This window comes from Caloramator sp. Dgby_cultured_2 (assembly GCF_028872215.1).
Classification (GTDB): Bacteria; Bacillota; Clostridia; order Clostridiales; family Caloramatoraceae; genus Caloramator; species Caloramator australicus.
In genome coordinates, this window is sequence record NZ_CP118396.1 from 1,491,350 (window position 1) to 1,504,543 (window position 13,194).

Here is a 13,194-nt window from a genome sequence, read left to right on the forward strand (position 1 = left end):
ATCATCCCCTTTAAAGAATACCTCTATAAAAATGTCCCTTTGTTATTTTGTTTTTGTTTTCTTCTAAAATTCTCTTTGTACCACTACTCAAGGAAAAATCGCCTTTAAGCCCCCTTGTTAGAGCATCCTTATAGGCTTTTACAACTTCACCTGAAAATTTTGCATCCTCCTCTAAAAATTCCATAACCCAAAAGCTACTATTAAGACTTATAAGGTCCTTTATATGTTCAAGCATTATAGTTATCTTTGAATTAAATATATGGCTTCTACAATAAAGATCCGTTGCTATTAAAAATTTTTCCCCCATTCTGTCCTTAAGATAATGAATTTTATCTTCACAAACCTTTGGGCAATTTAACTTAGAATACCCCTTCTCACTTCCTATTGGACAATGCCTGCTAACCATCATCCTTGTTCTTCCGTAGACAAAAACAATTGTATCCTTATTTGTCTTTGATATAAGGTCTTTGAGCTCTAAAAGATTCAATTCCTGTGAAAGATATACACCCTCATTTTCAAAGGTATCGGGGCAGAATGAGTTTAAAATGTTAAAGCCCTTATCAAGATAAACATCATAACCTAAGTTTAAAAGCGTATTATAAAAGCCTATATTCCCACATAATGCCTTTGTAAATCCTAAATCTTTTAGCTTAATTGCCCTCTCTTTGTAATAATCAAATTCTTCTATAATTATCTCAGGAAAATGTGGATAAACTTTATCCTTATATTCTAAAAGATCCTCAATATCCCCTTTGTTTATCCTTAATCTATCTCCTCCAAAGAATACAATATCAGCGCCATTTTTAAGTGCCTCTTTTGCAATATCTATTCTTCCAGTTTTAACAATGATCTTTGGCTCTTTTACCTTTTCCCTTTTTCAAAATTAATATTAACCTTTATATCTTCCCTTTTTTCCTGAAGCTCATCAAGAAGTTTCTCAATTGCCCTTCTTCTTATTTCATTTAATTTTGAAATAGGAATCATAAGGTTATCTTCAATTTCAACCTCTATATTTTTAAAGAAAAATGGAGTCTCCTTCGTCTTTGAAAGGGCTTCAATTATCCTTTCTTTAGTTGTTGGCTTTGTCTTTGCGATTTCAACCCCATCAAGGCTTATCTTTATCCTTTTGGGACCTATAACTTCAAGTTCCATTCCATCCTTTGTAGCGTTAAATCTTCCAATTAAGGGAACTTTTTTGTATCCTTACCCTCGAAACTTTCTCTTGCCCTTTTAATCAGCTCTGTATCCTGAGTTTTATATAAAATATCCCCAACCTTTGCATCCTCAAAGTAAATTTTTACAATGTCCCCCTTTTAGCCCTTTGAATTTCCCTCCCATCCTTATCGTAAATAGTATTAACAGGAACTCCTATCCCCTTTCCAAATATCTCAATTCCGTCTCCTAAGTTAAGTTCTTCCTCAAGTTTTATTTGAACGAATTTCCCCTTTTTCCTATGACTTTCCCTAGTAAAACACCCCAATTTTTAGGATTCTCATAGGACATCATTTTAGGTCCATTTTCATCAAATAAATAGGCCGTTGTAAAGCCTCCTCTGTTGAAAATCTTTACAACATCCTCCTTATCCTCCCGAGTTAAAATCCCATCAATTGCCCTTCTATAAGCTCTAACTACCGTTGCAACATATTCCGGCCTTTTCATTCTTCCTTCTATCTTTAATGACTTTACTCCTGCTCTTATTAGTTTTTCAATATGTTCTAAAGTCCAAAGATCCTTAGGACTTAAGATATATTTTTTATCCCCATCATCTAAGGAATACTGCATTCTACAGGGCTGTGCACATCTTCCTCTGTTTCCGCTTCTTCCTCCTATTATGCTGCTAAAAAGGCACTGCCCTGAGAAGGATATGCAAAGTGCCCCATGGATAAATGTCTCAATCTCCGCTTCGGTATTTTTGCATATATATTCTATCTCATTAAGGCTAAGTTCCCTTGCAAGAACTACCCTTTTTATCCCTTGAGAATATAAAAAATTAACACCTTCAAGGTTGTGGACAGTCATTTGGGTGCTGGCATGAATTTCAAAATCCTTTATGTTTTCCCTTAAAAGCTTTAAAAGTCCAATGTCTTGAATTATAAGGGCATCTACTCCGTTTTGATATAAAAAGGCAGCATACTCAAGGGCCCTTTCAATTTCATTGTTTTTTAAAAGGGTATTTAAAGTAACATAAACCTTGGCTCCGTATGCATGACAAAATCTTACTAATTCTATTATCTCTTCTCTATCAAAATTACCCGCATACTGCCTTGCTGAAAATTCCTTTCCGCCTATATAAACAGCATCGGCACCGTTAAGAATTGCCGCCTTTAAGGATTCAAAATCCCCTGCTGGGGCTAAAAGTTCTACCATGTTTTCCTCCCACAAAAATAGGGGTTACCCCTATTGTAAAAGTTTTTCTTATTAAAATCCCTTGCTTCCTTTAAATCTTTTTGAGCCTTACAATTTCAATTTCACTCTCCAAAAGTTTATCCTTAAGCTCATTAATATCCTCGTCCCTTTGGCTAACCTCCGCCTGCAGCCTTTGATTTTCAACATATAGCCTTTCGTAATCTTCCTTCATTTTCTTGTATTCTTCGCTGTATTCTTCAAAGGTTAAGGACGCTTCCTCATATTGTTTTTGAACCTCTTGAAGATTTAACATTAATTCTTCATTTTCCTGCTTTAATTTATTATTCTCCTCAAGGACAAAATTATACTGGTTATAAAGGTTTTCAAATTCAAACTGCAGCATTTCAAGCTTTTTAGCTGGCTCTTCTATAGACTTTTTAATTTCTTCAACTTCCCTTTTTAATTTAAAAGCTCATCTGCAATCAAAAGGGCTGTTAAAACTGCAGCAGAAGTATCGTTATGATTTATATTATTCCTTCTTATTTCCCTAATCCTTTTATCAACAAAATTAGCCAGTGAAAATAAATACTCTTCTGATTCTGTCCCCGTCAATGTATATTCACAGCCATTTATCTTAACATTCACCTTATTTTTCATATCAAGCACCCTACCCTTTCAAAATGCTGTGTTAATTATATTTTATCATTATTTTAGAATTTTTCACTATAATTTTTTACTTTTTCTAGGACAAAATTCTTTATTCTTTCCGCACTTTCAAGAGCTAATTTAACATCATATTCCTGTAAATCAATAAAAAAGGGTATCTAATATTGACACCATAGTCAACTAGTTCAACACAATCATCATCAATATTTTTAAACTCTTCATCATGCTTTTTGCAAATCTTATTCAAAAAGATTAAATCATGAGTTTTTGTTATTTTCTCGCCAATTAGCGCTAAGTAACCTTTTAAATATTTTTCTGCACTTTGTTGACAATGATAACAAATTATTTCTAAAGGTTTAGGGTGCATATTTAAAAGAAATTTTGCAGAATTTAAGTCCATTTCAGCAAACTCAAACCATTCATTAGCAATATCCTTACTGTTCATATAAACAATCCCCTTCATGAACAATTTTATATTCTATTGTAGATCCAATTTCTGCTCTTTCACTAAATTCCTCCTTCGAATACACCAAAATATCAATAGGGAAATCAGCAACATCCACTAATGATTTTCTTATAAGACGCAATATGTCCCTTTTACTTATTGTGTTTTCACTAACTACAATACACAAATCTATATCACTTTCTTGTGTTGGATTTCCATAAGCATAAGAGCCAAATAGATAGATTTTTTCTACCGGAATTATTTTTTTATTTCGTTAGTAATCTTATCTATTTGATATTTTATATTTTCCTTCAACTTTATCACCTACCGAGTTTATAAATTACTTAATCGTTATAATTATTATATATTCTAAAAACAAAAATGTAAACTACTTCACTACCAAAAACCCCCACCTGTTTTTAGGTGGGGGTAAAAGATTATCTTAACTGAGCTCCAAGCTTTTCTGAAAGGGATTTTATGATGCTCTCGTGAACCTTATTAACTTCTTCATCCGTTAGTGTTCTATCTTCTCTTCTGTAGATTATAGAGTATGCTACTGATTTCATTCCCTCTGGAACTTGTTTTCCTTTATAAACATCAAAGAGTTTAACTTGTTCTACTATTTCTTTTCCTATCTTCCATATGATATTTTCAATTTCAGCAACAGCAACTTCATCCTTAACTAAAATTGCAATATCCCTATCAACAGCAGGATATTTGGGAAGAGGCTTATATTTTCTTTCAGTTTTATATGCTTCAAATAACGGCATAAGCTCAATTTCAGCAACATAAATTCTGTCTTCAATTTCGTAGTTTTCAGCAACTTCAGGATGAACTTCTCCAAAGTAGCCAACTGACTTTCTTCTTACTAAAAGCTTTGCACATCTTCCAGGATGGAATATTGGATTCTTCTCGTCCCTTTCATAATCTACTTTATCAATTCCTAAAACATAAAGTATATTTTCAATAACTCCCTTTAAATCATAAAAGTCAACTTTCCCTATCATTCCAATTGAAAGCTTTACAGGTTCATAGGGCATGTTTTCGGCTGGATGATAAGTCTTTGCAACTTCAAATATTTTAACTTCCTTGTTATCCCTTGCATAATTTATCTTCAATGTTTCCATTATTGAAGGAATTAATGTTGTCCTCATTATGCTAAAGTCTTCCCCGAGAGGATTTAAAATCTTTACTGTATTTCTTAATGGGCTATCCTCTGGAAGCCTTATTTTATCAAAAGCCTTAGGACTTATAAAGGAATATGTGTTTATCTCGAAAAAGCCCCTATTTACAAGAACATTTCTTATTATATTCGTAAGCCTTTGTTCCCTAGTAAGAACAGCCTCAACCGCCTCACCCTTTATCTTTTCTGCTTTGATTTTGTCATATCCGTAGAGCCTTGCTATCTCTTCTGCAACATCCTCTTTAATCCTTATATCCTGCCTGAAGGTTGGAACTTCAATCTTTAGCTTATCTCCTACCTCAACCTTCATTCCAAGATAGCCCAGCATATTTGCCATTTCTTCCTTTGATATATTAATTCCTATGAAATCATTTATCCAGTTAGGATCTACTTCTAATGTATAGGGCTTTACAGGGTTTTTGTATATATCTATTTTTCCGCCTACAACCTCTCCAATTTCAAGAGCTTCAACAAGGTGGCAAGCTCTGTCAAGGGCTAAATTCACAAGGTTTGGATCTAAATCCTTTTCAAATCTTGAGGAGGATTCTGTTCTTAGTCCTAATTTTTTAGCTGTAAGCCTTACATTAGGTCCATTAAAGTTTGCACATTCAAATACTACAGTTGTTGTGTCGTCCTTTATCTCAGAGTCAAGTCCTCCCATAACTCCTGCAACCGCAACAGCACCCTTTTCATCGGCAATTACTAGCATTGAGGAATCTAATGTTCTTTCAACTCCATCAAGGGTTGTAAATTTTTCACCATCCTCAGCCCTTCTTACTATTATCCTTTTGCCATTTATAAACCTATGGTCAAAGGCGTGCATAGGTTGGCCAAGTTCAAGCATAACATAATTTGTAATGTCAACTATATTATTTATCGGTCTTACTCCAGCATCCATAAGGCGCTGCTGCATCCACTCAGGTGATGGACCTATCTTTACATTTTTTACTACCCTTGCTGCGTATCTTCTGCATAAATCATCCTTAACTTCAACATCTATATAATCCTTAATATTCTCGTCCTTTTCCTTAAAACTTGTCTCAATTCCCTTTAATGGGACTCTAAATGTGGCAGAGGCTTCCCTTGCAATTCCGTAAACCCCAAAGCAATCTGCTCTATTTGAAGTTATTTCAAAATCAAGTATTCCACCCTTAAGACCTAATATTTCTTTAATGTCAACTCCAATTGGAGTCCCCTTAGGTAAAATCATAATTCCGTGAACTGAATCGTCATCGGCAATTCCAAGCTCTGCCTCAGAACAGAGCATCCCGTTAGAGTCTACTCCCCTTAGTTTTCCCTTTTTATTTTAACTCCACCTGGCAATGTAGAGCCATGGAGGGCAACAGGAACAGTATCTCCTTCTTGAACATTTTCAGCACCTGTTACAATTTGGATAACTTCTTCTCCAACGTTAACCTGACATACCCTTAACTTGTCAGCATTAGGGTGCTTTTCTATTTTTTCTATCAATCCTGTAACTACTTTGTCTATTTCCTTGCCATATTCTATAACCTCTTCAACCTTTGATCCTGACATTGTAAGGGCATCGGCAACTTCCCTTATATCCTTTTCTATATCAACATACTCCAGCAGCCAATTATATGGAACCTTCATCTTATCCCTCCTTAAAACTGCTTTAAAAATCTAATATCGTTTTCATAAAGAAGCCTTATATCATCTATACCATACTTTATCATAACTATTCTATCAAGCCCCATTCCAAAGGCAAATCCGCTGTATTCCTCGGGGTCTATTCCGCCCTTTCTTAAAACATCTGGATGCACCATTCCACATCCTAATATTTCGATCCATCCTGAGCCTTTACATACCCTGCAGCCTTCTCCTCCACAAACAAAGCAGGATACATCCATCTCAGCTGATGGCTCTGTAAATGGGAAATGATGAGGTCTAAATTTAGTCCTTGTCTTTTCCCCAAAGAACCTCTTTGCAAAGGTTTCAAGGGTTCCCTTAAGGTTTGCCATTGTAATTCCCTTGTCTACAACTAATCCTTCAATCTGATAGAATATAGGTGAGTGGGTAGCATCAACTGCATCAGATCTATAAACCCTTCCTGGTGCAATGATTCTTATTGGTGGTTTTGTCTTCTCCATTGTTCTTACCTGTATTGGGGATGTCTGAGTTCTTAAAACAAGATTTTCGCTTATATAGAAGGTATCCTGCTCATCCCTTGCAGGATGGTTCTTGGGGACGTTAAGGGCCTCAAAATTATAATAGTCAAGCTCCACTTCAGGTCCTTCTGCGATTGAAAAGCCCATTCCAAAGAATATATCCTTGATCTCGTCTAAAACCTTGTTTAAAGGATGAATTCCACCAATTTCAACCTTTTTCCCTGGCATCGTAATGTCTATGTATTCGCCCTTTATTTTAAGCTCCCTTTCCTTATTTTTAATATTTAAAAGGGCCTTTTTAATTTCCTCTTCAATAAACTCCCTAACTTCATTGGCAAACTTTCCAATTATTGGTCTTTCCTCAGGAGATAGGCTCCCCATTCCCCTTAAAATCGTAGTTAAACTTCCCTTTTTGCCAAGATACTTAACTCTAATCTCGTCTATCCTTTGGCTGTTTGTAGCTTCTTTAATTTCCTCTAGAGCTTCTAATTTTATTTTTCAAGCTGTTCTCTCATCCTCTAACCTCCCTTTGTATAAAATAAATCCCCATCCCTAGTAGGGACGGGGAAACCGCGGTACCACCCTAGTTGAGCCAATGGCTCCTCTTATTTTTATAACGGCAATGCCGCCATCAGCCTACTTAATTTCAGCTGAGGAACTCTGGAGGGAAGGTTCAATCGGCTACATTGCAGGCTTGCTCTCAATCGCGGCAGGCCCTCCCTGTGCACATCACCGACCTACTGTGCTCCTTCACCGTTTCGGATATTAAATTCTTATTAAATTATAATTTTTAAGGCTTATCTTGTCAATCTTTGCCTTACAACTGATAGTGTCAAGATATTGTAGGTTAATTTTTTATAGACAACCCCTAAAATGTTTAAAATCAAGACTTTCGTAAACTTTTAAACTTTAAATTATATTTTCATATTTAATTGATTTTAATATCTTATACATCGGTGTTACTTTTCCAATGTTTAATATTGTTATATTATTTATTCCTTCTCGTGAAGAATTATTTATTCTTTTAATTGTTTCTTTTATCTTCTTTTTATTTAATCTAAATGTTTCAACATCTTCCTTGTATATACTTATTTCCCTTAAATTACCTCCATTCCTGCTAAATACCCTTAGCTTTGCCATTATCTTTAATCCCTCTTTACTCCATCCTAATGGCCTACTGCTTAATCTCGCTGATAATACATGGCTTATATGCCCTTCTGCACTGCATCCTATTACATCCTCGTCCTCTTTATATATTACTATCCCTTCCCAGTTATTTAATATATATCTCCTTGCTTCTTTTGCTCTCTCCTTTTCTGTCTTAGTTTCTGCTATATTTATTAACTCCTTAAATATCTCCCTTAAAACCTTCTTATCCCCTTCATTTATCGCTCCCCATATCTTTTGCCTATATTCTTCTCGCTTTGCTGTCCCTCTTATTATGTATTTGTTCAAATGATATCTATCTAATACAAATTTCGCTTTCGGAATCCATTCCATTCCTTCCTTTATCCATCTTGCTCCATCTCCTGCTATGTATATCTTTTCTATGCTCTCTATTTCATAATTGTCATACACATAATTCGCTACATCTATCCATATTTCTTCAGCTTCTACACCAACGTATGCTTTGTAATATACATTCTTTAATTCGTTTCTCCCATTTTTGCTTTGCCTTCCTTCATGTATATATACAAGCCTTGGCATCTCCTTCTTCCCATCCTGCAATGCCACATGATCCTCATCTGCTTCTATGTATAGCACCCTTACTTTCCTCTTTTCTTTTACTTCCCTTTTACTTCTACTTCTCCTACCTGTCTTATTGCATTAAATACTGCCTGTCTACTTAGTTTCTCCGGACATGTTATTTTACTACTCTCCTCATAGGACATATTAATTGCGTTCTCCACCAGCTTTATCTTTACTTCTTTATCTACCTTCTCATGTTTGCTTATCCCTATAATTTCATCAAGTAAATATCTATATTCCCCATTCTTCTTAGATTTGTAATACGTTCTTGCATATTCTATTTCGCCTAGCATTGTTACAATCTTTTTCTTGTCTTTCCTTTCTACTACCCATCCCTTTTTCCTTTTTTCATCTTCTTTAATCGTTTTATCTAATTCTTCTAAAAAGTCCTTTATTATGTTTGCTCCTAATTCATCAGTCATTTTTTTAACTACATCAACAAGTTTTGTTAGATCCCATTCTTTTGATATAGTTTCTTCAACATTTTTTATTAATTTAGTAGTGAAATTTATTAAATGTTGTTGTATAATATTATTCAAAAGAGACACCCCTTATTGGTTTGTGTGTTTTTTCACTTTTATTTTATCACAGGGGTTGTCTCTTTTAAATTTTTGTCTTTTTCGTCCTACAATAATTTTACACTATGCTTACAACTTCGTATATTACAATGGCCGATGCAACTGCAGCGTTTAAAGATTCTGCCTTTCCAATCATCGGGATTTTTATTTTATGTGTTGAAAGTTCTATATGCTCCTTCGAAATTCCGTTTGCCTCGTTTCCTATAACAAGGGCTGTTTTTTCATTAAAGTTGTAGTCGTAAATTAGCTTTTCTGCCTCAAGGCTTGTTGCATATATATTAAAGCCTTTATTTTTAAGATAATCTGAGGCTTTTTCAAAATCATCAAAATACACTATCGGGACTCTAAATATAGACCCCATTGTTGAACGTAGAGTTTTTGAGTTATAGGGATCAACTGTCCCCTTTATAATGATTAGAGCATCGGCTCCTGCCGCATCAAGGGTTCTAATTATAGTTCCAAGGTTTCCAGGGTCCTGAACCCCATCGGCTATAACAACAAAATCCTTTAAATCAGCCCTGTTTTCCCTCTTTCTACAAACTGCAGCCACACCTTGAGGATTTTCTGTATCTGAAAGTTCTTTAATTACATCCTCATTAACTTCATATTTTTTGACATCCCAGTCCAAAATATATGAATACTTTGAATCAAGGATTTTATTCGAATAAAAAATATACTCTACAAAATTTTCCTTAATAGCCTCTTCAACAAATCTAACACCTTCAATTAAAAATTTATTTAACTCATCCCTATATTTTTTTGCTTTAATTTTAAAGACTCCTTTATTAAAGGATTATTTTTCCCTATCATAAACATCCTACCTTAATTTTTCGTTTTCAAATTTTCTAATGTTTTCGTTTGTGGATATCACAACAAGCACATCTCCTGGTTTTATAACATCATCTGCACCCGGGAGACATCAATCTCATTATCCCTCTTGATTGCCATAACGTTAAATCCATATTTATTTCTCATATCAAGTTCTCTTAAGGATTTATTGTGCCATTCTTCAATTGCCGTAAGTTCAATTATGTTGTAGTCCGGTGAAAGTTCTATAAAATCGAGGATATTCGATGTGCAAAGGTTGTGGGCTACTCTAACCCCCATATCCCTTTCAGGGAATACAACCCTATCAGCACCTATCTTGTAAAGCACCTTTGCATGAAGATCATTGTGGGCCTTTGCTATAACGTATTTTATTCCAAGCTCCTTTAAAAGAAGAGTTACCATAACGCTCGATTGAATATCTGAACCTATCGTTACAACTGCCACGTCAAAGTTTCTAATACCTAAGGATCTTATTGTAGATTCATCTGTAGCATCTGCCTGAACGGCATGGGTTACAAAGTCGGATATATTTTGAACAGTCTCTTCGTCCTTATCTATCGCCAAAACTTCGTTGCCAAGGGAATAAAGGGTTTTAGCAACGCTTGAGCCGAATCTTCCAAGTCCAATAACTACGAACTGCTTAGATTTCATAACAATCCTCCTAATCATCCTACCAGTATTTTATCCTCTGGGTATTTTATAGCCTTGCTTGCCATCAGCTGCTTTCTTGCAAAGGCAAGGGCAAGAGTTAGTGGTCCTACTCTTCCCGAATACATGGTAAATATTATTATTAACTTACCTATGGCATCGAGTCTAGTTGTTAAACCAAGGCTTAAACCTACCGTTCCAAAGGCTGATGTTGCCTCATACATAAACTCCATAAAGTCTCCCTGCTGTGTTATGGAAAGAACCATCGTAACAAAAATAACCAGCATAAAGCTTATAAATGTTATTCCAACTGCTCTATAAACAAGTTCCTTTGGAATCCTTCTTTCAAATATTTCGGTATCCTCTCTACCTTTTATAACGGCTAAAACTATCATTAAAATTAATGTCGCTGTTGTGGTTTTTATACCGCCACCCGTTGAGCCTGGGGATGCACCTATAAACATAAGAATTATAGTTAAAAACTTGCTTGCTGTTGTCATATCCGGAAGATTTATGGTATTAAATCCTGCCGTTCTTGGAGTTATGGATGCAAATAGACTTGATAAAATTTTACCCTTAAAAGATAAAGCTCCTAAAGTCTTAGGATTATTGTATTCAAGTATAAAGAAGGCTACCGCACCAGTAACTATTAAAATTGTAGTTGCAAATATAACCACCTTCGAATGTAAAGAGAGCTTTTTAAAATTTCTATTGTTAATAATTTCAGTAACAACACCAAAGCCTAAACCGCCAATTACGATAAGTGACATAACTGTAAGGTTTATAACCACATTTTCAGTATAGGGCGTTAAGCTTCTAAATCCACCTATCAGGTCAAACCCGGCATTGCAGAAGGCGGATACTGAGTGGAATATGCCGTAATAAATTCCTCTTTTCCAGCCAAATTGCGGGATAAATTGGGTGGATAATAGAATAGCGCCTAACCCCTCTATTGAAAAGGTTATCCCCATAACATAAATTGCAAGCTTAACTATACCCTGAATATTAAAGGCGTTGTAGGCCTCCTGCATTATAAGCCTTTCCTTTAGGCTTATCTTTCTTCCAAGAATTATTGCAAACATAGTTGCAAAGGTCATAAAGCCAAGTCCACCAATCTGAATAAGCAAAAGTATTATAACTTGACCAAACAAACTCCAGTGGGTTCCGGTATCAAGTGTAACAAGTCCGGTTACGCACACAGCGGATGTAGCTGTAAATAGGCAATCTAAAAAGGGCGTTGCATTACCATCGGCAGATGAAATTGGAAGTTTTAATAAAAGCGCCCCAATTAAAATCACAGCTGCAAAACCTAAGGCTAAAATCTGAACCGGCTGAAGTCTATAAATTTTGACCCCGTCTTCTCCTTCCTTAAGTAGCATATCTAATCCTCCTAATATTGCGATTTTCAAATACATTATTATATTATACCACGTTTAAAGTTTTTTAAAATTTAAAAGAGGCCGATTTAAGGCCTCTTTTTGTCAATTTTGCTTAAATTATGCATTTAGTTTTTCTTTAGCTAAGTTTACTAACTCAGCAAATGCCGCTGCATCGTTTACTGCAAGATCAGCAAGCATCTTTCTGTTTATTTCAACTCCAGCAAGCTTTAAGCCGTTGATGAACTTTGAGTATGAAAGACCATTTGCTCTTGCTGCAGCGTTTATTCTTGCAATCCAAAGCTTTCTAAAGTCTCTCTTCTTTAGCTTTCTACCAACGTATGCATATTGTAAGCTCTTCATTACAGCTTGCTTTGCAATTCTGTAGAGCTTGCTCTTTGCACCATAGTAACCCTTTGCAAGCTTCATTATCTTTCTACGTTTTTTATGTGAATGCACTGCTCTTTTAACTCTAGCCATATTCCCTACCTCCTTCTAGCCTTATGCGTAAGGCAATAATTTCTTTAGCTTCTTTACTTCTGCAACATGAACTAAAGTTGCCTTTCTAAGTCTTCTCTTTCTCTTTGCATCCTTCTTAGTTAATATATGACGATGATATGCATGGGATCTCTTAAATTTTCCTGATGCAGTCTTTTTAAATCTCTTTGCTGCACCCTTATGTGTCTTCATTTTTGGCATAGAACTTCCTCCTCTCGCTTACTGTTTCTTTGGGGTAAATACTATAAACATGTTCTTTCCCTCAAGCTTTGGCTGTTTTTCTATAACACCCACTTCAGAGAGCTTATCTGCAAATCTTTTTAAAACTTCCTCTCCTAGATGGGAATGTTCTGCTTCTCTACCTCTAAATTTTACTGTAACTTTTACCTTGTCTCCATCCTTTAGGAACTTTTCAGCATTCTTTGCTTTAACGTTTAAATCATGCTCGTCGATGTTAGGAGTAATTCTAATCTCCTTAACATTGATAACCTTTTGCTTTTTCTTTGCTTCCTTTTCCTTTTTCTGCTGTTCATAGATGAACTTGCCGTAGTCCATTATTTTGCAAACAGGTGGTTTAGCCTGTGGTGCAATCAAAACTAGGTCAAGCTGCTTAGATTCAGCAATTTCAAGTGCCTTCTTTGTTGGCATGATTCCAAGCTGAGTTCCGTCGGAATCGATAAGTCTAATTTCCTTTTCACGAATTTCTTCGTTAACTAAATGTTGTTTGTTAATAACGTTCACCTCCTAA

The 13,194-nt window shown here is 35.3% G+C and carries 12 protein-coding genes, 4 pseudogenes and 1 other annotated feature; all 16 genes and pseudogenes read right to left on the reverse strand.

Going from position 1 to position 13,194, the window contains the following annotated elements:
* Nucleotides 1-10 precede the first annotated feature (10 nt).
* Nucleotides 11-850: a peptidase U32 family protein gene (locus tag PWK10_RS18680; protein ID WP_342455764.1), complete on the reverse strand. Its 840-nt coding sequence runs from the start codon at nucleotides 848-850 to the stop codon at nucleotides 11-13.
* A gap of 11 nt (nucleotides 851-861) precedes the next feature.
* A pseudogene (locus tag PWK10_RS10210) lies at nucleotides 862-1,185 on the reverse strand (DUF3656 domain-containing protein); the annotation flags it as partial.
* 240 nt (nucleotides 1,186-1,425) lie between these two features.
* The gene (locus tag PWK10_RS10215) at nucleotides 1,426-2,367 is read right to left on the reverse strand and encodes a peptidase U32 family protein (RefSeq protein ID WP_274765971.1); all 942 of its coding nucleotides are present in this window, start codon (nucleotides 2,365-2,367) and stop codon (nucleotides 1,426-1,428) included.
* 70 nt (nucleotides 2,368-2,437) lie between these two features.
* A complete protein-coding gene (locus PWK10_RS10220; protein ID WP_274765972.1) occupies nucleotides 2,438-2,749 on the reverse strand; it encodes a hypothetical protein in 312 nt (103 codons plus the stop codon).
* Nucleotides 2,750-2,805: 56 nt separating this feature from the next.
* A complete protein-coding gene (locus PWK10_RS10225; protein WP_274765973.1) occupies nucleotides 2,806-3,003 on the reverse strand; it encodes a cell division protein ZapA in 198 nt (65 codons plus the stop codon).
* Between the two features lie 124 nt (nucleotides 3,004-3,127).
* The gene (locus PWK10_RS10230; protein ID WP_274765974.1) at nucleotides 3,128-3,457 is read right to left on the reverse strand and encodes a HEPN domain-containing protein; all 330 of its coding nucleotides are present in this window, start codon (nucleotides 3,455-3,457) and stop codon (nucleotides 3,128-3,130) included.
* Entirely contained in the window at nucleotides 3,447-3,719 is a 273-nt protein-coding gene (locus tag PWK10_RS10235; RefSeq protein WP_342455765.1) for a nucleotidyltransferase domain-containing protein, read from the reverse strand. Before PWK10_RS10235 ends, PWK10_RS10230 begins: the two co-directional genes overlap by 11 nt.
* Before the next feature lie 175 nt (nucleotides 3,720-3,894).
* Nucleotides 3,895-6,254, reverse strand: a pseudogene (gene pheT / locus PWK10_RS10240) (phenylalanine--tRNA ligase subunit beta).
* Between the two features lie 11 nt (nucleotides 6,255-6,265).
* The gene (gene pheS, locus PWK10_RS10245) at nucleotides 6,266-7,264 is read right to left on the reverse strand and encodes a phenylalanine--tRNA ligase subunit alpha (RefSeq protein WP_274768228.1); all 999 of its coding nucleotides are present in this window, start codon (nucleotides 7,262-7,264) and stop codon (nucleotides 6,266-6,268) included.
* A 59-nt stretch (nucleotides 7,265-7,323) separates the two neighbouring features.
* Nucleotides 7,324-7,532, reverse strand: a binding site (T-box leader).
* A gap of 146 nt (nucleotides 7,533-7,678) precedes the next feature.
* Nucleotides 7,679-9,066 (reverse strand): annotated as a pseudogene (locus PWK10_RS10250) (ISLre2 family transposase).
* Nucleotides 9,067-9,154: 88 nt separating this feature from the next.
* Nucleotides 9,155-9,865 carry a TrmH family RNA methyltransferase gene (locus PWK10_RS10255; RefSeq protein WP_342455766.1) on the reverse strand — a complete coding sequence of 237 codons (711 nt, stop codon included), beginning with the start codon at nucleotides 9,863-9,865 and terminating at the stop codon, nucleotides 9,155-9,157.
* Between the two features lie 48 nt (nucleotides 9,866-9,913).
* Nucleotides 9,914-10,575: pseudogene (locus PWK10_RS10260) on the reverse strand (potassium channel family protein).
* Between the two features lie 14 nt (nucleotides 10,576-10,589).
* Entirely contained in the window at nucleotides 10,590-11,951 is a 1,362-nt protein-coding gene (locus PWK10_RS10265) for a TrkH family potassium uptake protein (RefSeq protein ID WP_274765975.1), read from the reverse strand.
* A 117-nt stretch (nucleotides 11,952-12,068) separates the two neighbouring features.
* The gene (rplT, locus tag PWK10_RS10270; RefSeq protein ID WP_008908022.1) at nucleotides 12,069-12,428 is read right to left on the reverse strand and encodes a 50S ribosomal protein L20; all 360 of its coding nucleotides are present in this window, start codon (nucleotides 12,426-12,428) and stop codon (nucleotides 12,069-12,071) included.
* A gap of 21 nt (nucleotides 12,429-12,449) precedes the next feature.
* Entirely contained in the window at nucleotides 12,450-12,647 is a 198-nt protein-coding gene (rpmI, locus tag PWK10_RS10275; protein WP_008908021.1) for a 50S ribosomal protein L35, read from the reverse strand.
* An 18-nt stretch (nucleotides 12,648-12,665) separates the two neighbouring features.
* A complete protein-coding gene (infC, locus tag PWK10_RS10280; protein ID WP_274765976.1) occupies nucleotides 12,666-13,187 on the reverse strand; it encodes a translation initiation factor IF-3 in 522 nt (173 codons plus the stop codon).
* Nucleotides 13,188-13,194: the final 7 nt, after the last annotated feature.